This window comes from Maribacter sp., assembly GCF_016744255.1.
Lineage (GTDB): Bacteria > Bacteroidota > Bacteroidia > Flavobacteriales > Flavobacteriaceae > Maribacter_B.
Genome location: NZ_JADGES010000022.1, coordinates 20098 through 40339, shown reverse-complemented (window position 1 = coordinate 40339; position 20242 = coordinate 20098). Strand labels below are relative to the sequence as shown.

Here is a 20242-nt window from a genome sequence, read left to right as displayed (position 1 = left end):
GGCAAAATACTTCTTTTTGGAACTAGCTTTGGTTTTACCTTTGCTCACGCCCTAACCTTTGCTATAAAAAAGAAATTAATCCCTCATTATTTATTAAATGTTGCCTCCCTGTCTATAGTATTATTAGTTTTTGTGACTTCGGATGTTTTTGCCCATGAATCGGGACTTTTGGCAGTAGTAGTTATGGGACTTGTTTTAGGGAATATTAATCTTCCTAACCTTAAAGAATTACTTTATTTTAAAGAGTCTTTGAGTATTTTACTCATCTCTATATTATTTATACTCTTAGCTGCGAATATTAACATTAGCGATTTAGAATTAATATATAACTGGAAAACAGTAGCACTTTTTACAGTAATTATATTCGTAATACGTCCTTTGGGGGTGTTTTTAAGTACACAAGGTTCTAATTTAAAACTAAATGAAAAATTATTTATCAGTTGGGTAGGTCCTCGTGGTATTGTAGCCGCGGGTATTGCCTCTTTATTTGGTTCTAAGCTTTTAGCTAAAGGAGAAGTAGGCGCTGAGTATATTACACCTTTGGTTTTTATGATTGTTTTAGGAACTGTTTTGCTAAACGCTACAACGGCTCGTTTTTTTGCAAAATTAATTGGAGTGTTTTTAAAAAAATCGGAAGGAATTTTAATTATTGGAGCCTCCGATGTTTCTAGATTAATTGCGAGTTATCTTCTTAAAAACCAGCGGCATGTTGTGCTTATAGATAATAACCAATCTAATATAGAAAAAGCCAAAGGAGCAGGATTAGAAGCACTAGTATCTAATATTTACTCGGATAGTTTAATGGATAATATTGAATTAAACGATATGGGGTATTTAATGGCTCTAACAGGTAATTCGGATATTAATAAGTACATTATTACAAAATTTCAAAAACAATTTGGTGAAAATGGTGCCTTTAGGTTGGTAACTGGAGACGAAATGAATAATCCAGAAAATAATCCTCATGAAGGTCTTTTTTCGCATACCGATGATTTTGTAAAATTAACAGAAACCGCAAGAAAATTTCCTACTATAAATGAGATAGAAATAACAAGCCCTGAACATTATACTAAACTAATAGAAATAACAAAGGCAGATGAGCATATAGTACCCATATTTATAAAAAATTTAGAAGGTAATATCGAAATTATTTCTTCTTACGGTAAAGAAAAAGGGATTGTTACAGAGGGTTTTAAGCTAGTTTATTTGGGAAAATCTTTTACATAATTTTCAATTTAATATATGCTATAATGTTAGTTTATGTCTGAAATTAGTGATTTCACAACATTTACTTATAAATTAAGGGCTTTTTAGAAATATAACTAGGAAGCACTCGTTATCTTTTTTCAAATCATTTAATAACCAATAACTAAATTTTATTATGAAAAAAGCTTTATTATTTATGACATTAGCCGCTACTATCAGTTTTACTAGCTGCTCTAAAGATGACGATGATAAAAAATGTAACTCTTGTGAAGTATTAGGAATTAAAATAGAGGGATGCGATAATGGAGACGGTACTGTTACCGTTAAAACTTTAGGACAGTCGACAACCTATACAGAAGAAGACTTAGATGGTGTTACTCCAGAAGCATTTGTTAAAAATATATGTGCTGGTACTTCGGGGTTTTAACGTATTCTTTACCATATTAAAAAAGCGACTTTATGTAAAGTCGCTTTTTTAGTTTTTAACCTATCATATTTTAAAAAGAGGCATAATTTTTACTTTAATAGAAATCAAGAAAAAGGCTGAGCTTTATTAATGGTTACCGTAATATCTTTTTCATTTATTTCGTAGTTAGCGCCAGCAACCAGTTGAAAAAAGTGAATAGAAGATTCTCTTTTAATTTTGTTTATTAGCATAGATTCATCAATTTCTCCACTTTCTTGTCTCCAAGTAAATATGGAACGCTCTTCTAGTTGAATAATATTGTGTGTAGCGGTAAACTGAGCAATATATAATGTCATAATATCGGGGGATAATTGGGGGAAGCAAAAATAGGAAGAAATACTAGTTTTTTTATACTCGTAAAGAAATATTATTAACAATGCTTTTATTCCTTGTATGTTAGGAGTAATTTCTTTGTTGGTATATCGACTAATCTGTATCCTAAATAAAGGAGTAAATATCATTCAGCTTTAATACCACCATAAATGCTTCTTGCGGTACTTCTACTTTACTTACTCTGTTCTTTTTATTTCTATAACAGCGTATGTTCACCGAATAGATTACTACACTAATTTTATAGAATAATCCTGAATCATACCTATTAATATAAGATTGTAAATATCTTATTTTGGTCATTTCAAAAGCTCAAACAAGCCTTATATAAGTTCACTTCGATATTATATACATCTAGAGTGTATATTTGAAAATTAAATAGGCTTCATTTTTAGAGGTGCTTTTAACCAATATTAAAGAAATTACATGTAGTGACCATCTATATGAGATTTAAGATAGCCCCTCTTATAAAATGAAAAAAACACTTCTTCTTTTGACTATTTTTGTGAGTTGTCACTTCTGTTTTCCCCAAAAAATAGCTGCGGTAGATAGCATGGTTATTAAGAAAGTAGACAGTTTAGCTCTACTTGGTAAACGTCTATGGAATACAGATTTAGATGCTTCTGAAGCCGTAGCTAAATACATGCTAGAGTTTTCAGAGAAGCATAATTATTTAAAGGGAAAAGGTCAAGCGTTTAACAATTTTGCAGTTGTGTATAACAATAGAGGATATGAAGGTAAATCTTTAGAATATTATAAAAAATCAATAGATGTCTTTAAAGAACTTAAGATGCATAGCATACTTAGTCGTATTAGATATAACATTGGTGTTGCATTTCTTGATACTAAACAGTATGAAGTTGCTCTAGAATATTTAGAAAAATCTGAGGACTATTCTAAAGAAGTAAACGATACTCTGAATTTGGCAATGGTTAATCTAGCGATAGGTTACGTATATCTTGGAATAAACAAAAGTTTAGTAGAAGTTCTGTCAAAGATGAAGAAAGCCGAAGTATATAGTAGGGCAGTCAAGGATACTATTAATATATGCGCCAGTCTTAATGGTCAATCTGAATCCTATTTACAAAAGGATAAAAATATAGATATAGTAATTAAGTCTTCTAAAGAGGCTACGCGGTTGATGAAGATTAGTAATTCAGAGAATCATTTCATATTAGGATATTCTTATTTAATGTTAAGTAAAGGCTATCGGAAAGAAAAAAAATTCGAAAAGGCACTTTTGTATAATGATAGTTCTTTAGTAGCATATAAAGCTCTTGAATACTCTGCAGGATTAAACCTTACCTACGAAACTAGAAAAAAAATATTAGTAAATATGGGTAACTATGAGGAGGCTTTTAAAATATTAGAGCTTTTAAGTGCAAGTAAAGACACTTCAAATAAAGAAGATAGAGAAAAAAAATTTAGTCGGATGAAAGTAGAATTAGAAACAGACCGTATTGCCGCAGACAAAGATGCTGCTGAAGCCAGAGCAGCACTTGCAGAAGCTACGGGTGTACAGAACAGAAACTATCTTATTAGTGCTATAACTATAGCTATTCTAATAGCTTTAAGTTCATTGTTTTATTTTAGAAAATTAAAAACGGCCAAACAGGCAGAACTTGTAGCGACTGAATTGATGCAGACGCAAAAAAGACTAGTACTAGAGAAAAAATATAAAGAGAGCGAGCTCAAAGCATTAAAATCACAAATGAATCCTCACTTTATTTTTAATACGCTTAATTCCATTCAAGAGTATATTGTAACCAATAAAAAAAATGAAGCTAGTGAATATTTAGGCAGATTTGCAGATTTAATCCGTAGGTATTTAAAACATAGTGAAACAGGTAGTATATCTATAGCAGATGAAGTAGAAAGCTTAGAGATATATTTAGATTTAGAAGGCTTACGCTTTGAAGATGATTTTAACTATCATATTACTTTAGCACAGGCATTGACCGATGTTACTCTACGCATACCTACAATGATGGTACAACCCTATGTAGAAAATGCTATACGACACGGACTTTTACATAAAAAAGGGAAGAGAAAATTAGTGGTGTCATTTACAAAGGGAAAGGAAGGTACTATTAATTGTATTGTTGAAGATAACGGTATCGGAAGAAAAAAAGGGGTTATGTTAAGTAAAAAACTGCGAAATAAGCATGAGTCTTTTGCAGAAAAAGCTACACAAGAACGCTTAAGTCTGTTTAATGACAGTGCAACAAAAAAGATTGGCGTTGAAACGATAGATTTGTACGAAGGCGAAAAACCAATAGGCACCAAAATTATTTTAAACATACCAATTATATCATAAATAATGAAGGCAATTATCATTGATGATGAACCAAAAGCTAGGAACCTACTAAAGGTTTTATTAGAAGAAAACTGTTTAGAAATTAAACAGATTTTTACGGCCAGTAATTTACTAGATGGAGTAGAGCTCATACAAAGAGAAATGCCCCAACTTGTTTTTTTAGATATAGAAATGCCAGAGCACTCCGGGCTAGAAATACTAGATTTTATAGATAAGGATAAAATTAACTTTGAAATTATATTTACCACTGCTTATGGAGAATATGCTCTTAAAGCATTTGAGTTAGCAGCAGTAGATTATCTTCTAAAGCCATTACGGGCAGCTCAATTAAAAAAAGCGGTGGAGAAATGCATTGCCTTAGTCGGAAAATCACAACTTAACCTTCGGCTTAAAGAATTAAAAGAGAGCCTTTCTTTAGATGAATTTAAGAAAATAGGACTGCCAGTAGCAGATGGTATTAAGTTTGTTGAACTTAAAAACATTATTGTTTTTGAGGCAGACGGTATGTACACAAGTATTACTACTATTGATAAAAGCAAAATACTAATAAGTAAGCCTATAAAATATTTTGCAGATTTACTTATAAATATTCCATGCTTCTACAAGCCACATCGCTCCTTTATGATCAACCTTAGGTTTATAAAACAATATGTAAAGAGTGATGGGGGTTACATTATTTTAGACAATGATAAAACAGTATCTATCAGTAAAGAAAAGCGAGAAGAGTTTTTAAAAATAGTAAGTAGTATTTAAGAGCCTTTACTGTCTTTAATATTGAGCCCAAAAACAATTTTTTAAAATTGCTTTTGGGCTTTTTACGTTAAGACTTTCTTTTCATAAGTTCAAAATACCCTTTCGTAAAGTAGCGCTACACAAGAGTTCTTTATTTTATCATTTTTACACTCAGAGAACCTACTTAATTTTTTTATGAACCCTAAATCAATATTCTGATGCTTATACACAAATAGATTTTATTCTTTTTAAAACTTCCTAATTAGATATTTGAGTACAGTACTTCTGCAAATAAGATGTACTCAGGTACTTGTAATAGTAAACAATCAATTTTTACAATAGACCATGAAACATTTTTTTAAAACCATTTCAATTTTAGTTCTAACACTGCTTTTTAGCTGCGGTAAAGATGACGATGCCCCAGTAAATACGGCTCCAGTTATTAAAGCACAAACTTTTAATTTCTCTGAAGATTTGGGCTCTAATAATATCATAGGCAGGATAGTGGCAACAGACCCAGAGGAGGATGCACTTACGTATAGTATTACAGCCCCCTCAGGATCAATAACTCCTGCTCTTTTTAAAATTTCTACAACAGGAGACCTAAGCTTATTGGAAGGAGTTTCTTTAGATTATGAAACCACTCCAACACATACGGTAATAGTACAAGTATCCGATGGAGATTTATCAGCAACAGCTACCATTACGGTTAATGTAATAGATGTAGACGAAAATGTAGCGCCAGTAATGGCAGCACAAACCTTTAGTGTGGCGGAAAACACCAACCATGGCATAGAAATTGCGGATATTATAGCTAGTGACGCCAACGGTAATACCTTAAGCTATAGCATTACACAGAATGCATTTGTAAGTTCTTCAAATTCAACACCTATCTTTGAGTTGTTGAACCAAAATTCTAGTAAACTTAGTATTGCTTCAGGACATGCTCTAGATTTTGAAACAAAGACATCTTATACTTTAACTATTGAAGTTAGTGATGGTCTTTTAACCGAAACTGCAGATATCATTATCAATGTAACCAATATAAACGAAGCACCAGTAATTGGCGATGGCTCTGTAATTAACGATGTAGCAGAAGATATTGCCGATACAGTAGTTATTGGTACTATTGATGCTACAGACCCAGAAGAGGATACCATTATCTATTCTCTTCCTTTAAACCCAGGAAATCTTTTTGAAATAAATGATGATGGAGAAATTAGCTTGGCTGCAGGAAAAACTTTAGACTATGAAACAGCTACCAGCCATACGCTTACTGTAAATGTTTCTGATGGCGATGCAGTATCTGCTGAGAGCATTACCATTAATGTTACCGATGTTGTAGAAAATGCCAGTAGCATAACGGTTACTACCTTTGCAGGTTCAACATTAGGCGATACTAACGGTATCGGTACAGCAGCAAAGTTTGGAAGCATAGCCAACATAATTGTGGGCCCTTCAGGGAACTTATATATTGCAGATGCTTCTAACAACACCATTAGAAAAATTAATGTTTCTACGGCAGCCGTTACTAAGTTTTCAGGAAGTGGTAATGACAACTCAAACGATGGTAGTGCAGCTGTTGCAAGTTATGACTATGTTTCAGGTTTTACATATAGTACTTATTTAGGTCGGTTTTTTGCCGCAGACACAGGAAATCATTTAATAAGACAAGTAACTACAGCTGGTCATGTAGGTTTTTGGGCCGGAACAGGCAGAGGCTATGTAGATGGCAATGGTGCTACTGCTATGTTTAATAATCCGACACAAACAGTAGCAGATGCCAGTGGTAATCTGTATGTGGTGGATAGGCTTAACCAAAATATTCGTAAAATCACCCCACAAAAACTAGTCAGTACTTTTGCAGGTAGTAATGATCCTATTCCCATGAATAGAGATGGCTCTGTAGATGGTACAGGTACAGCCGCTAAATTTGATACCCCATTTGGGATCGCTATAGACGGTTCTGGTAATTTATATGTAACCGATCAAGGAAACCACCGTATTCGTAAAATTACACCTAGTGGTGTGGTAAGTACACTAGCAGGAAGTAGCCCTGGTTTTGCAGATGGTACAGGTACAGCAGCTAAGTTTAGTAGCCCTAATGGTATTACTGTAGATGCTTCAGGTAATGTATATGTAAGTGATAGTGGAAATAAAAGAATTCGTAAAATAACCCCTAGTGGCGTAGTTACAACTGTTGCAGGAACAGGCACGCAACAAATTACGAATGGTGGTTTTGGTTCGGCTTCTTTTTACGCTACTAATGCAATCGCTATAGATGCTGATGGTAATTTATATGTTGGAGATACCGATGGAACCCAACGATTGGTTCGTAAAATAACTTTTAACAATATCCCATAGTAAAATCAGTCTTATAAAATTTTTCTATACCAAAACAAGTAAGGAGGGGCAACTACTGTTCCTCCTTATTATAAATAAAACCGCTTACATCTAAGTTACATGAAACATTATTTTAAAACACTAATCCTATTGTTAGTAATCGTCTTTATTGGCTGCTCTAAAGACGAGGATCCGCCAAAAAATTTGGCGCCAATAGTAAAAAGTCAAAGCTATAATGCTACAGAAGACTTAGATGCCAATACGCTAATTGGTAACGTAGTTGCAACAGACCCAGAAGGAGATACACTTACTTACAGTATTACTACAAATAATAATAATCTTTTTGAAGTTTCTACAACAGGGAACTTAAGCCTTGTTTCTGGTGCTTCTTTAGATTATGAAACAGCAACGAGCCATGTCATCACCGTTTGGGTGTCTGACGGAGATTTAACAGCATCAGCACCAATAACCATAAATGTAATTGATGTTGATGAAAATGATGCACCGCAAATCGTAGCGCAAACCTTTACAATAGCTGAAGATTTGGCAGCTAATGGTACTATTGGAGAAGTTGTAGCAACGGATCCTAATGACGACGCATTAACCTATAGCATAACCAATGAAGCCAATGCTAGTACTACCTTTATTATGGACGGTAATAGCATAAAACTAGAATCAGGACAATTATTAGATGCGGAAACAACTAGTAATTTTGATGTAACCGTTACGGTTACAGATGGTAGCTTTACGGCTTCAGCAAATATGCATATTATTGTAGAAGATGTAAATGATGAAGCTCCAGTAATCGTTTCCAGTGGGCCTTTTACAGTAGCAGAAGACATTGCAAGCAACACTATAGTTGGTTCTATTAGTGCAAGTGATGCAGATAGTAGTTTTACGTTTAGTCTTACAGATAATGCCAATGGTCTTTTTAGTATTGGGACAAATAATGGCGATATTTCTTTAACTGCAAACAACAGCTTAGACTTCGAAACTGCCACCCAATATACAGTAGAAGTTCAGGTAGCCGATGGAGTTTCTAATACCTTAGTAACTGTTACCATTAATGTTACCGATGTAAATGAAGGAACGCCAACTATTGGTACAGAATTTATTACTACGTGGGAAACCACAGTTGCTAATGCAACTATTACTATCCCAACAAACAATACATTTACTTACGACTATGCTGTAGATTGGGGAGATGGTAATACAAGTACAAGCCAAACAGGCGATGTCATTCATGGTTATGCAACTCCAGGCACGTATACGGTAAAGATTACAGGTACATTCCCTGCCATTTATTTTTACGACCGTGGGGATAAAGAGAAAATACAAACCATAGAACAATGGGGTGCTAATGCATGGGAATCTATGGAGTATTCCTTTTTTGGTTGTAATAACTTAACGAACAACGCTACAGATGTGCCCAATTTAGCTGCAGTTACTAGTATGGCAGGAACTTTTAGAACTGCGTCTTCTTTTGATGCCGATCTTAATGGTTGGGATGTAAGCAACGTTACCAATATGTTTTCATTATTTACTGGTGCTACTTCTTTTAACGGAGACCTTAGTAGTTGGGATGTAGGTAATGTTACCAATATGGGCTTCATGTTTAGTGGTGCTTCCACTTTTAATCAAAATATTGGGGCTTGGGATGTAAGTAAGGTTACCATTATGTCTCAGATGTTTTCTAATGCTACTGTTTTTAACCAGAATTTAAATAATTGGAATGTTGCTGCTGTTAGAAAACTGGATCGCATGTTTAATTATGCATCCGCCTTTAATGGAGATATTTCTTCTTGGGATGTTAGTGATGTAAGAGATATGAACCAAACCTTTAGTTTCGCTACCAATTTTAATGCAAACATTGGTAATTGGAATGTTAGTCGTGTAACCGATATGACCAATATGTTTTACCAAGCACCCGCATTTAACCAAGATATTGGTAGCTGGAATGTAGCTAAAGTAACCACTATGACAGGAATGTTTAATAGAGCTACCGCTTTTAATCAAAATATTGGTAGTTGGGATGTAAGTAGAGTAACTAATGTGAGCTACATGTTTTTTAATGCTACCAATTTTAGTCAAAACTTAGGGAATTGGGATGTTGGTAATGTAACTAGCTGTACTAATTTTGAAACTGGATCAGCCTTAACCTCTAATCAAATACCACAAACGGGAACTGGTACTTGTTTTCCTTCTTTTTAAATAAAATAAAAAATCATACCGATTGTACTATACGAGTGGTATATAATTCTATAAAAAAAATACAATAATGAAAAAAATAATGATAGCGGCTATATTGCTAATTTCTGCGATTACAACAGCCCAAAAAAGTTTGTTTGAAAATATTTCCACTACAGATCAATATACAGAATACAGAGCTGTTGTGGATACTGATAAGGATGGAGTCTATGAAATAGGAGACAGACAGTTTGTTGTAAAATTTGAACTTAAAACACTTTCTACTGGTGAAGGCTATAGCATTACAGCTATCGTAGATAAAGGGGATAAAAAAGGAAAAACAAGTACGATTGATGTAGTAGAAGGAAATTTTACCTGTAAAGGCTATCCTTATGAAAGTGTAATTAGATCTACATCTAATAAAGACGGTATTGTTGCCATAGGTGATTATGTTTTTTTTCTTAAAGGTGTTTCTGAAGAGGGTACTTCTTATACTAGTATAGATGATGTATATATTAAAGAAGGTGCTTCAGTGGAAAATAATGATGGAAAACAAAAAAAGGCAGAAAAGAAGAAGAAACTTTCTTTTAAAGACAAGCTTAAAAAATTGAAGTCTGGTGGTGTTGTTATAAAAGCTAATTATGGTTCAGAACATAAAGCTTTACAAAGTCAGAATCTAAGAAAATTAATTACTGATTATCTAGTAGCAATGAAGGCAAAACAAGATGCTAGAACTGCAAAAGAAAAGCAATCGGATAAAAATATTTTAAAATCTAGAGACGCAATCGTATTAAAAGCAAAAGAAGCTAAAGCGGCAGAAAAAGCAAAAAGAGATGCGGAATGGGCAGATGCTAAAAGATATAACGATTCTGTTAAAGCTACTCCAGAATGGCAAGATCTTCAAAGAAGAAAAGAACAAAACGAAAGAAATTACCAAGGAGCTAAGTCAAAAAACACGGTAACACTTCGTAATAATAGTGGTCGTGCTATTTATGTTGGAACTAGTGGTAGCCGTAATCCAGGAACAAAAATAAATGCTGGTAGTACAGCATCATGGAGTTGTAGTCAGGATGCTTATATACAAATAATAACTAAATCTGGTGGGAGTAATGCCTATAGCTCTACAAGCCAAAAAGTGTATAGTAAGAATTCAGGTTGTGGAAAAACGATAAATGTAAATTAAGAAAAGGTATCTAACGTTTCGTGTTTATTTGACATTCTACTCCTTAAATTCTTTTAAATAGAAAATCACATAGAGTACCTATATAAAACGCTTAATGGAAACATTAAGCGTTTTATTTCTATTTTTTTTAAATGTCAGTCATGTTTATAAAAAGGTTTTTTAGAAAGAACCGAGTCCAAAGAAAAGAGCCAATTTTAAGAATTGTATTCGATGCCAAAAAAGAGTTTAATGAAAAAGGCAAAATCATTTACTTAAGAGGTATAACAAACAAAAATAAAAACTAATGAATACCATAAAAAAAATTGTTTTAGGCATATTCTTATCTTGTATAGGAGTCTTTTATGGGCAGGAAACTGCTACAAAAAATATAGATGGTACTTACCAAATGTTATTTGCAGATCGCCAATCTAAAACAAAAGTAATGCAGTATGCAGAAGCCAATGGCACCAAAATGTTGTTAGTAGCCGCCTGTTTCAAATGTATGCCAGCAATTTATAAGTATGAAGCAGAAGAGAGCACCCGCATAGGCAAACCGGTGTTTTTTAATCCAATAGGTTTATATGTGATTACTTATGATTCAGAAAGTTTTGTGATTATGAAATTATCTACCAAAGAAGGTGAGAACTTCTCTTACCTCAATTTTTATAGTAAAAACGCCTCAAAACTAATAGGCATGACCAAAGCCAAAATGGAAACATATATTTTAAGGCATTAGAATAATTGCCAAATTAGGATAGCTATTTTATAAAACCCCAATAGAAAATTTAATTTTCTATTGGGGTTTATTATTTAATCATTGAGTTTCAATACTGCCATAAATGCTTCTTGAGGCACTTCTACATTACCTACTTGGCGCATCCGTTTTTTACCTTTCTTCTGTTTCTCTAAAAGTTTACGTTTACGAGAAATGTCTCCACCATAACATTTTGCAGTAACATCTTTACGCAGAGCTTTAGTGGTTTCCCTGGATATAATTTTGGCACCAATAGCAGCTTGTATAGGAATATCAAATTGTTGCCTTGGTATAAGTTCTTTTAGTTTTGCACAAATCTTCTTACCAATGTCTACTGCATTGTCAGCATGAAGTAAGGCAGAAAGAGCATCTACGGGCTGCGCATTTAGTAAAATATCGACACGCACTAATTTAGAAGGGCGCATTCCTATTGGTGTATAATCAAAAGAAGCATATCCTTTAGAAACTGTTTTTAATCTATCATAAAAATCAAAAACTATTTCTGCCAATGGCATATCAAAATTTAGCTCAACACGTTCTGTAGTTAAATAAGTTTGGTTCGTAATCTGTCCTCTTTTTTCAATACATAAAGACATTACATTCCCAACAAAATCGGCTTTTGTAATTATGGTAGCTTTTATATATGGTTCTTCCACACGTTCAATACTAGATGGATCTGGTAAATCTGTTGGATTATTTACAACTAAAGGCGTTTCTGGGTCTTTTCTTGTAAATGCATGGTAACTAACGTTAGGTACTGTAGTAATTACAGTCATGTTAAACTCCCGTTCTAAACGTTCTTGAATAATTTCCATATGTAACATTCCAAGGAATCCACATCTAAATCCAAAACCTAGAGCAGCACTACTTTCCGGAGCAAAAACTAAAGAAGCATCATTAAGCTGTAGTTTTTCCATGGAGGAACGTAATTCTTCAAACTCGTCTGTATCTACAGGATAAATACCCGCGAAAACCATTGGTTTTACATCTTCAAAACCAGCAATAGCATTTTGAGTTGGTTTGGCAGCATCTGTAATGGTATCTCCAACTTTTACTTCTCGAGCATCTTTTATACCTGTAATTAAGTATCCAACATCACCAGCTTTAATACTTTTTTTAGGTTGTTGTTCTAATTTTAAAGTGCCAACTTCATCGGCGAAATAGTCTTTATCCGTAGCAACAAATTTTATTTTTTGCCCTTTCTTTATTTCGCCATTTATGACTCTAAAATAGGTTTCAACACCACGGAAAGGATTGTAAACAGAATCGAAAACTAAAGCTTGTAAAGATTCATCTAAATTTCCTTTGGGTGGAGGAATACGTTCAATAACAGCAGCTAATATTTCTTCAATGCCTATACCTGTTTTGGCACTGGCAGGAATTACCTCTTCTGCATCACACCCTAAAAGGTCTACAATATCATCTGTAACTTCTTCTGGACTTGCGCTAGGTAAATCTACTTTATTAAGAACTGGTATTATTTCTAAATCATTCTCTAATGCTAAATATAAATTAGATATAGTTTGGGCTTGTATACTTTGAGCAGCATCTACTACTAATAGCGCGCCTTCACAGGCAGCAATTGACCTAGAAACTTCATAAGAAAAATCTACGTGACCAGGAGTATCGATTAAGTTAAGAATATATTCTTCTCCTTTATAAGTATACTCCATTTGTATGGCATGACTTTTAATGGTAATACCACGTTCTCGCTCTAGATCCATACTATCTAGTAGTTGTTCTTTTTTATCACGATCGGTTACAGAACCAGTAAAATCTAACAATCGATCTGCTAATGTACTTTTACCGTGATCAATATGTGCAATGATGCAAAAATTTCTAATATTCTTCATAGGAGCAAAATGAGCAATTGCATTTATTTTTTACCAATTTTATTTCTGGCAAAGAAATGCAATTGCAAATATAGCTTAATTTAAATACTGCTATCTAAGCCCTGACTATAAATATTTTAGGACGTTAAGTCCTTATTATTTATAAGTTTGGAGATAACAATCTCCTAAGAAAAAAGCACCACAACCTACAATAAACTACATATATTGTAGGTTATTTCTTGTAATATTTATTTATATTTACCACATTGTCGAAAATTCTACATGATAAGATTATACCTTACTTTTTTTCTTTTCTTTTCTTTTCTTAAGATATCATTTGCTCAAGATTATTCTTTGTCTGGTATTGTTTTAGATAGTAATAAAAACCCTATTTCTTATGCAACAGTGGTTATTAAATCTTTAGACTCTGTTTTATTACGTGGAACTTCTACAGAAGAAGATGGTAGTTATAAGCTGAATAAACTAGCAAAAGGCAGTTATTATGTAGAGGCTAGTTATATAGGAAACACCTCTAAATCTATTTCTGTAGAAATCAATGGAGACATTACAATAAGTTCTATACTAATAAACTTATCTGAGCAAAACTTAGATGAGGTTGTGGTTACACTACAAAAACCTAGGTTAGAAAGAAAAGCAGACCGTCTGGTGTTTAATATTGCCAATACTGCTTTGGCAGATTCCGATATTTGGGATGTTTTAAAAAGGACTCCTTCTGTTCTTATCTCAGGAGATAAACTACAAATTAAGGGGCAAGATAATATCGGGGTTATGATTAATAATAAAAAGGTTAATCTACCCACTGAGGATTTATATAATTTACTTTCTGGAACTAGTGCTAGTAATGTAGAATCTATTGAGGTAATTACCAACCCACCATTAAAATATAGTGCAGAAGGAGGAATGCTCATTAATATTGTAATGCGCAAAAATTTAGCATCGGGTTATAATGGATCTCTTTATAATACATACAAACAGGGTGTTTTTGCAAAGCATACCTTGGGTACGGATCACTATTTTAAGGGAAAAAAAACTGATTTTTCTGTAAACTATAGTTTTAGTCGAAATAAAAATATTACTAGGTTTACAGATAAAACAAATTACATAGGTAGCCCAAGTTCCGATTGGACAGCCAACCAAAACTCTACGACCAAACAGAATAAACATAATTTAAGCCTGTTTTTTGATTATTATATAAACAAAAAAAATACGATTAGTTTGTCTAGTCTTAATGCTCTTACACCAAAATATAGTAATCTAAAAGATACTTATACAGATGTTAATTATACAGATGATGCCTTAGATTCTAGCTTTAAATCACTTATTTTTAGTGATAGAGATTATTTTAATACTGCATATTATGTAGATTGGGTTAGGAAGCTAAATAAGAAAGGAGCAGAAATATCCTTTGGATCACACTATACTTTTTACGATGCAAAAATTGGACAAGATTTAAATACTACTTTTTTTAATGATTTAGGAGAATCTACGGGAACTAATAATTTTACGACAGATTCTAATCAGAAGATAAACCTGTATAATGCTCAATTAGATTATATAACCCCTTTTGGTAAAGCTAGTAGATTTGAAGCCGGGGTTCGTTTTGCGGGAATATATTCTAAGAGTACTATAAAACAAGAAGGTTTTGATCGTAACCAACCTGGGATAAACCCAACAGAAGCAGGGGTATTTCTGTATGATGAAGATATTTATGCGGGGTATACTAGTTTTAACTCTAGCTGGGAGAATTTTAAATTAAACACTGGATTACGATTAGAGTATACCGAAACACTTGGAGATTTAGATACTAACCCCAGTAAAACAAAGAGGAGCTATTTAGAGTTATTTCCTTCCTTTTCTTTGAATTATGTTCCAAGTAAAGATCATAATTTAAGGTTCTATTATTTTAGAAGAATTAAAAGACCTAGGTATAATAAGATTAACCCTTTCCAGTATTTCGAAAGTAATAACTCTGTGATAGAGGGTAATCCCAACTTATTGCCAACCACTAGAAACTATATAGCCTTAGAATATACTTTAAAAAAGGCATACAATGTAGAGGTCTTTTATATGGTAGAGAAAAATTATTTTAGCGAACAAGTTTTTCAAGATAATACCTCTAATTTATTAAGGTATGTTAGTTATAACATTGATAGAAATACGTTTTATGGAGTAGATTTTTCTTTTAATAAAAAGGTAACTAATTATTGGGATAATTATATTTTACTATCTATTTCAAATAAAGAGCATGAATTTGTAGATTTTAGTTCTGGCGATTTATTAACAAGAGATATCTGGTCTTGGTTATTTAGAACAAGAAATAGTTTTGCATTATTAGATAATAAGAGCTTAATGGTAGATGTAAATTATGTGTATTATGCTCCTACAATTTATGGTAATGCTAGTTCGGAAGCTTACAGTAATTTAAGTATAGCAATACGAAAAACATTGTGGAATAAAAAAGCGAGTATTTCTTTAGGTATGTCTGATGTTTTTAGGGACAATGCACGTTTTGCATCTAGAGTATATGGCGATCAAAATAACTCGACCTACACAAGAAGGGAAACACGCCTTTTTAGTTTGGGATTTAGGTATAAGTTTGGAAATTCAAAGATAAAAAACAATAAAAAGTCGAAGCATAATGCGGAACGCCGAAGAATATAATTCTTAAAACGCACCCATTAAACCTCCACAAACGCCTAAACTAACTAATAAATAGACACCTGCTAATATAAAAAGTACCTTACCTGCTTTTGGTTTTTCTTTGCCTCTTAAAATAAGACCTATTATTATAAGTACAATTGCTGGGCCAAACATAATGGCAAAAAGAAACGTAACTAGGCCATCCAGGTTTCCAACTTCTAAAGGGAAAATTATATTCATCATATTTCGTTTTGTAGTTCTTTTAAACGTTCTAATTTATCATCTCTATAAAAGAGATTCATAGTTTCAAAAGGAATAATTTTATAGTCCTTATTTACAATATGTACACAAGATTTTTTAATGGCTCTAACATCAAAATTATGAGCATCGATAAACTGCATAATTATAATTCTAAAGAGGTTATCATACCCTAAGTTAGGAGCATCAATTTCGGGCAAGCAACATAGTATACTTTTTAGATTTTCAGAAGCTTTTTCTACAGAGTTACCAGTACTAAAGAGATCTATCATTTTACCATGTAATTCAGGGTCTTGCTCATAAATTATGGTATTCTTTCCTTCATTTAATAAATCCTCTGGATTAATGTAGCGCGTTAACGGACTTACTACATCTCCTACTTTTAGGGCATAAGCCATCACCAAAGCATCTGGGTTACAAGGTACAGGGATTAAATCGTCTGGCTCAAAAATAGGGGATTGCTCCAATATTTTTCTACGTACTTCGGTGAGTGTTATTCTGTTTTCGTCTACCTCGAAATTATCTAGTCTACCAGCAATTTGTGTGGGCTGAAAGGTAACTCCGCGAACACATTTTTGTTTTAAAGCAAAATCAATGGTTTTACCCATTTCATGGTCGTTAAGCCCCTTTTGTAAGGTAACCACAAGGGTTGTAGATAGGTTTAATTTATTTAAGTGCTCTAATGCTTTTAACCTGGTTTCGGCTAAATCTGCACCACGTAGAGTTTGTAAAACGTTATTATCCAAAGAATCGAACTGAAGATAGATTTCAAAATCTGGAGTATAGGTTGCTAAGCGCTGTGCAAAGGCATAATCTTTGGCTATTTTAATTCCGTTAGTATTGAGCATTAAATGCCGAATAGGTAGGGTTTTAGCATAATCTAAAATTTCAAAAAAATGAGGGTGTATAGTAGGTTCACCACCACTGAGTTGCACTACATCTGGCTCTCCTTCATTTTTTACAATAACATCGAGCATTTTTTTAACTTCTTCTAAAGTTCTATGCCTACCATAACTAGGAGAAGAAGATGCATAACAAGTAGGGCAGGTTAAATTACAGCGATCGGTAAGCTCTATTACGGTAAGACAAGAATGTTGCTCATGATCGGGGCAAAGGCCACAATCGTAAGGACAGCCATAATGCGTTTCTGTATTAAAAGTATTTGGGTATTCAGAAGCCTTGTTATAGTTCCTTATGTTTTTATAGTACTCTATATCATCTGCTATTAAAACCTTAGAGTTACCATGCTCCTTGCAATTCTTAAGCATGTATACCTTATCATTTTCAAAAACAATTTTAGCATCGACCCTTCTTAAACATTCAGGGCAAAGGCTTAATGTAAAATCATAATAGGTGTAATTTCTTGTAGGCATATGATATTCCTTTTAATATGGTTTTATAGTAATAGCAAAGACAAATTAGGCATAAAAACTGAATAGTGCTAAGCTCTAAAAATAGAAACGGATTTGGTTTTAGGAATTCTATAGAGAATCTAAAAGAAAAATAGGCAATCATAAAAATTTTAAAAAGCATTCCATTCTCCAAAGCACTCTTTCTTTTTCTAAGATATTTAATACGGGCAAAAAGAAAGACAAGGAAGACAATTTCATAAAGGGCAATAGGGTGCCTAAGGTATTCATCTCCTAAAGACATACCAAGAAAACTGTTGGTTACAATACCATAGGTAAATTCATTGGTCCCCGCTAAGAAACAGCCTAAACGGCCAATTATAAGACCAAGGATTATAGGTAAAGTAAAAAGATCCCCTGAGGATGTTTTTACTCCAATTCTTTTTTTTACGAGCTCTACTCCTAAAAGGCCACCGAATAAACCACCCATTATGGTTTTGTTATTAAGAATAGAAAGCCAACCTTGGTTATAATGTAATACAGGGTTTTCAAAAAATGCGACAAACCTAGATAAAAATAAAGCACCAAATATGGCTCCAATAATTATTGACAAGCGATTGGTAGAAGATATTAAATCGGCACTTTTTTTTCGTAAAAAACGATAATATTGAAACCCAATAAAAAAGGCTAAATACTCCAACACAAGGTGCATATTAATCTTTATTCCATATAGAATGGGCTCGTACGGAATAGAAAAGGATAAAAACATAGGACTAAGATAGTAGCATTTTCTGTTTTTACAGCTAATGTAATAGTAGTAAATTTGCAGCATGCCAAAAATTGGAGACATACAATTACCAGATTTCCCTTTATTACTAGCACCTATGGAAGATGTTAGTGATCCACCTTTCCGTACGTTATGTAAAGAACAAGGGGCAGATGTAGTATATACGGAGTTTATTTCCTCGGAAGGATTAATTCGCGATGCTGCAAAAAGTGTAATGAAGTTAGATATTTATGAGAAGGAACGCCCAGTCGGAATTCAGATTTTTGGAGCCAACTTAGATTCCATGCTTCGTTCTGTGGAGATTGTAGAAAAATCGGGTCCAGATATTATAGACATTAACTTTGGTTGTCCTGTAAAAAAGGTGGTTAGTAAAGGTGCTGGTGCTGGTATTTTAAAAGATATAGATTTAATGGTCTCTTTAACTAAAGCCATGGTAGAGCATACCAAACTACCCATTACAGTGAAGACAAGGCTAGGATGGGATACCGATTCTATAAAAATTGTAGAGGTTGCAGAGCGTTTGCAAGATGTAGGCTGTGCAGCAATTGCAATTCATGGTAGAACAAGAGTACAAATGTATAAGGGCGATGCTGATTGGACACAAATTGCAGCGGTAAAAAACAACCAGAGAATGCATATTCCTGTTTTTGGTAATGGGGATGTAAATACACCAGAAGCAGCCGTAAAAATGCGCGATGAATATGGTTTAGATGGTGCAATGATTGGGCGTGCGAGTATTGGTTATCCTTGGTTTTTTAAGGAAGTAAAGCATTTTATGGAAACAGGAACATATTTGGCACCACCAACCATGGAAGAACGTGTTACTGCAGCACGTAGACATTTAGAAATGGCGATTGATTGGAAAGGGGAAAAATTAGGTGTATTTGAAACTAGAAGGCACTATACCAATTATTTTAAAGGGATTCCAGATTTTAAAGAACATCGCATGAAAATGGTTACTAGCGATGATTCAGCCTCTGTGTTTGCTGCTTTTAACGACGTATTAGAAAAATTTGGAGATTTTGAATTTCTTAGATAGCTTAAAAATCTAAAGCTCAAAAAGTGTATTTTGTAGTTGTATAAGACAGCCTGTCCCTATAATGTAACAAATCGGCACTAAAAAATATAAACCGTTAACAAAGTAACGGAACTTGTAATCGTTCTATCAATAGAAAATTATATGGAAGAAACGATTAAAATTCTTATTTATACTCACGCAGTATTTGGTGGAATTGCACTTTTAGCTGGTTTTGTTTCCATGGTTGCAAAGAAGGGACTTGCAATTCATAAAAAATCTGGAATTGTGTTTTATTACACGATGTTAATTTCTGCGATTACCGCAATGATAGTTGCATTTCTTCCGAATCATCATAGTGCCTTTTTATTTGCTGTCGGAATTTTTAGCCTCTATTTTATTCTAACGGGTAAACGAGCATTAAGATTTAAAAACAAAAACCATAATTTTCAGATAGATAAATGGATTTCTATCGTAATGATTATTACGGGAATTTTAATGATTTTTCTACCCATTATCTGGAATAAAAGTATCCATATTGTTCTTTGTGTGTTCGCAATTATTGGAATCCTATTCTCCATTCGGGATTTAATTTTGTATAAAAACCCTATTAAAGTAAAAGATAGTTGGCTAAAATTACATTTGGTAAAAATGATTGGCGGTTATATCTCCGCTACAACAGCATTTGTTGTCGTCAATCAATTTTTTCCTAGTTTTTATGGCTGGTTTATACCAGGTATAATAGGTGCGAGTTTTATAAGTTTTTGGATAAGAAAAGTGAATCGAAAAAATAGTGTAAGTAGAAAATAGAGAGAGGGCGCAGACAAAAAAGATTCCGTATTA

At 33.3% G+C, this 20242-nt stretch carries 17 protein-coding genes; 11 read left to right on the top strand and 6 right to left on the bottom strand.

The genetic code is table 11. The annotated features are described in order from the left end of the window. Both QZZ51_RS05905 and QZZ51_RS05900 read left to right on the top strand, forming a co-directional pair. A partial coding sequence (locus QZZ51_RS05905; RefSeq protein ID WP_291867251.1) for a cation:proton antiporter occupies nucleotides 1-1227 on the top strand: 1227 nt, incomplete at its 5' end. A gap of 154 nt (nucleotides 1228-1381) precedes the next feature. Next, nucleotides 1382-1633 (top strand): hypothetical protein, encoded by a 252-nt coding sequence (locus QZZ51_RS05900; protein ID WP_291867249.1) that lies wholly within the window; start codon nucleotides 1382-1384, stop codon nucleotides 1631-1633. A 104-nt stretch (nucleotides 1634-1737) separates the two neighbouring features. Here QZZ51_RS05900 and QZZ51_RS05895 read toward each other — a convergent pair whose 3' ends face one another. Both QZZ51_RS05895 and QZZ51_RS05890 read right to left on the bottom strand, forming a co-directional pair. Then, nucleotides 1738-1968 carry a GTP-binding protein LepA gene (locus QZZ51_RS05895; protein ID WP_291867246.1) on the bottom strand — a complete coding sequence of 77 codons (231 nt, stop codon included), beginning with the start codon at nucleotides 1966-1968 and terminating at the stop codon, nucleotides 1738-1740. 142 nt (nucleotides 1969-2110) lie between these two features. Further along, on the bottom strand, nucleotides 2111-2305 hold the full coding sequence (locus QZZ51_RS05890; protein WP_291867243.1) for a hypothetical protein: 195 nt from the start codon (nucleotides 2303-2305) through the stop codon (nucleotides 2111-2113). Nucleotides 2306-2474: 169 nt separating this feature from the next. Between QZZ51_RS05890 and QZZ51_RS05885 the strand changes: the two genes are divergently transcribed. The 6 genes from QZZ51_RS05885 to QZZ51_RS05860 all read left to right on the top strand — a co-directional run bounded on the left by QZZ51_RS05885 (nucleotide 2475) and on the right by QZZ51_RS05860 (nucleotide 11479). Further along, on the top strand, nucleotides 2475-4319 hold the full coding sequence (locus tag QZZ51_RS05885; protein ID WP_291867240.1) for a histidine kinase: 1845 nt from the start codon (nucleotides 2475-2477) through the stop codon (nucleotides 4317-4319). A gap of 3 nt (nucleotides 4320-4322) precedes the next feature. Then, the gene (locus tag QZZ51_RS05880) at nucleotides 4323-5072 is read left to right on the top strand and encodes a LytTR family DNA-binding domain-containing protein (protein WP_291867237.1); all 750 of its coding nucleotides are present in this window, start codon (nucleotides 4323-4325) and stop codon (nucleotides 5070-5072) included. A 324-nt stretch (nucleotides 5073-5396) separates the two neighbouring features. Then, nucleotides 5397-7415 (top strand): cadherin domain-containing protein, encoded by a 2019-nt coding sequence (locus QZZ51_RS05875; protein ID WP_291867235.1) that lies wholly within the window; start codon nucleotides 5397-5399, stop codon nucleotides 7413-7415. Nucleotides 7416-7514: 99 nt separating this feature from the next. Continuing rightward, on the top strand, nucleotides 7515-9605 hold the full coding sequence (locus QZZ51_RS05870; protein WP_291867232.1) for a BspA family leucine-rich repeat surface protein: 2091 nt from the start codon (nucleotides 7515-7517) through the stop codon (nucleotides 9603-9605). A 67-nt stretch (nucleotides 9606-9672) separates the two neighbouring features. Then, complete coding sequence (locus QZZ51_RS05865) at nucleotides 9673-10764, top strand: hypothetical protein (RefSeq protein ID WP_291867229.1); 1092 nt, start codon at nucleotides 9673-9675, stop codon at nucleotides 10762-10764. A gap of 283 nt (nucleotides 10765-11047) precedes the next feature. After that, nucleotides 11048-11479, top strand: a complete 432-nt coding sequence (locus QZZ51_RS05860; RefSeq protein ID WP_291867228.1) for a hypothetical protein — start codon at nucleotides 11048-11050, stop codon at nucleotides 11477-11479. Between the two features lie 74 nt (nucleotides 11480-11553). Here QZZ51_RS05860 and lepA read toward each other — a convergent pair whose 3' ends face one another. Further along, nucleotides 11554-13350: a translation elongation factor 4 gene (lepA, locus tag QZZ51_RS05855; protein WP_291867225.1), complete on the bottom strand. Its 1797-nt coding sequence runs from the start codon at nucleotides 13348-13350 to the stop codon at nucleotides 11554-11556. 261 nt (nucleotides 13351-13611) lie between these two features. On the opposite strand from lepA, the gene QZZ51_RS05850 reads away from it, so the two are divergent. Further along, a complete protein-coding gene (locus tag QZZ51_RS05850) occupies nucleotides 13612-16011 on the top strand; it encodes a TonB-dependent receptor (protein WP_291867223.1) in 2400 nt (799 codons plus the stop codon). A 3-nt stretch (nucleotides 16012-16014) separates the two neighbouring features. On the opposite strand, the gene QZZ51_RS05845 is transcribed toward QZZ51_RS05850, so the two are convergent. The 3 genes from QZZ51_RS05845 to QZZ51_RS05835 are packed head-to-tail and all read right to left on the bottom strand — an operon-like array spanning nucleotide 16015 to nucleotide 18366. After that, nucleotides 16015-16233, bottom strand: coding sequence for a hypothetical protein (locus QZZ51_RS05845; RefSeq protein ID WP_291867220.1), 219 nt, complete (start codon nucleotides 16231-16233; stop codon nucleotides 16015-16017). Then, complete coding sequence (locus tag QZZ51_RS05840) at nucleotides 16230-17621, bottom strand: radical SAM protein (protein ID WP_291867217.1); 1392 nt, start codon at nucleotides 17619-17621, stop codon at nucleotides 16230-16232. The genes QZZ51_RS05845 and QZZ51_RS05840 overlap by 4 nt, the downstream gene beginning before the upstream one ends. Next, nucleotides 17593-18366, bottom strand: coding sequence for a prolipoprotein diacylglyceryl transferase family protein (locus QZZ51_RS05835; RefSeq protein ID WP_291867215.1), 774 nt, complete (start codon nucleotides 18364-18366; stop codon nucleotides 17593-17595). Before QZZ51_RS05835 ends, QZZ51_RS05840 begins: the two co-directional genes overlap by 29 nt. Nucleotides 18367-18427: 61 nt before the next feature. On the opposite strand from QZZ51_RS05835, the gene dusB reads away from it, so the two are divergent. Together dusB and QZZ51_RS05825 are read left to right on the top strand one after the other, a co-directional pair. Continuing rightward, nucleotides 18428-19423: a tRNA dihydrouridine synthase DusB gene (gene dusB / locus QZZ51_RS05830; RefSeq protein WP_291867212.1), complete on the top strand. Its 996-nt coding sequence runs from the start codon at nucleotides 18428-18430 to the stop codon at nucleotides 19421-19423. 141 nt (nucleotides 19424-19564) lie between these two features. Next, the gene (locus tag QZZ51_RS05825; RefSeq protein ID WP_291867209.1) at nucleotides 19565-20209 is read left to right on the top strand and encodes a DUF2306 domain-containing protein; all 645 of its coding nucleotides are present in this window, start codon (nucleotides 19565-19567) and stop codon (nucleotides 20207-20209) included. Nucleotides 20210-20242: the final 33 nt, after the last annotated feature.

What these genes read in the sequence shown, in the direction of transcription:
- QZZ51_RS05875 (WP_291867235.1), top strand. Translation starts at nt 5,397, where the DNA reads ATGAAACATTTTTTTAAAACCATTTCAATTTTAGTTCTAACACTGCTT.
- dusB (WP_291867212.1), top strand. Translation starts at nt 18,428, where the DNA reads ATGCCAAAAATTGGAGACATACAATTACCAGATTTCCCTTTATTACTA.
- QZZ51_RS05880 (WP_291867237.1), top strand. Translation starts at nt 4,323, where the DNA reads ATGAAGGCAATTATCATTGATGATGAACCAAAAGCTAGGAACCTACTA.
- QZZ51_RS05885 (WP_291867240.1), top strand. Translation starts at nt 2,475, where the DNA reads ATGAAAAAAACACTTCTTCTTTTGACTATTTTTGTGAGTTGTCACTTC.
- QZZ51_RS05835 (WP_291867215.1), bottom strand. Translation starts at nt 18,366, where the DNA reads ATGTTTTTATCCTTTTCTATTCCGTACGAGCCCATTCTATATGGAATA.
- lepA (WP_291867225.1), bottom strand. Translation starts at nt 13,350, where the DNA reads ATGAAGAATATTAGAAATTTTTGCATCATTGCACATATTGATCACGGT.
- QZZ51_RS05890 (WP_291867243.1), bottom strand. Translation starts at nt 2,305, where the DNA reads ATGACCAAAATAAGATATTTACAATCTTATATTAATAGGTATGATTCA.
- QZZ51_RS05850 (WP_291867223.1), top strand. Translation starts at nt 13,612, where the DNA reads ATGATAAGATTATACCTTACTTTTTTTCTTTTCTTTTCTTTTCTTAAG.
- QZZ51_RS05845 (WP_291867220.1), bottom strand. Translation starts at nt 16,233, where the DNA reads ATGATGAATATAATTTTCCCTTTAGAAGTTGGAAACCTGGATGGCCTA.
- QZZ51_RS05900 (WP_291867249.1), top strand. Translation starts at nt 1,382, where the DNA reads ATGAAAAAAGCTTTATTATTTATGACATTAGCCGCTACTATCAGTTTT.
- QZZ51_RS05860 (WP_291867228.1), top strand. Translation starts at nt 11,048, where the DNA reads ATGAATACCATAAAAAAAATTGTTTTAGGCATATTCTTATCTTGTATA.
- QZZ51_RS05895 (WP_291867246.1), bottom strand. Translation starts at nt 1,968, where the DNA reads ATGACATTATATATTGCTCAGTTTACCGCTACACACAATATTATTCAA.
- QZZ51_RS05825 (WP_291867209.1), top strand. Translation starts at nt 19,565, where the DNA reads ATGGAAGAAACGATTAAAATTCTTATTTATACTCACGCAGTATTTGGT.
- QZZ51_RS05870 (WP_291867232.1), top strand. Translation starts at nt 7,515, where the DNA reads ATGAAACATTATTTTAAAACACTAATCCTATTGTTAGTAATCGTCTTT.
- QZZ51_RS05865 (WP_291867229.1), top strand. Translation starts at nt 9,673, where the DNA reads ATGAAAAAAATAATGATAGCGGCTATATTGCTAATTTCTGCGATTACA.
- QZZ51_RS05840 (WP_291867217.1), bottom strand. Translation starts at nt 17,621, where the DNA reads ATGCCTACAAGAAATTACACCTATTATGATTTTACATTAAGCCTTTGC.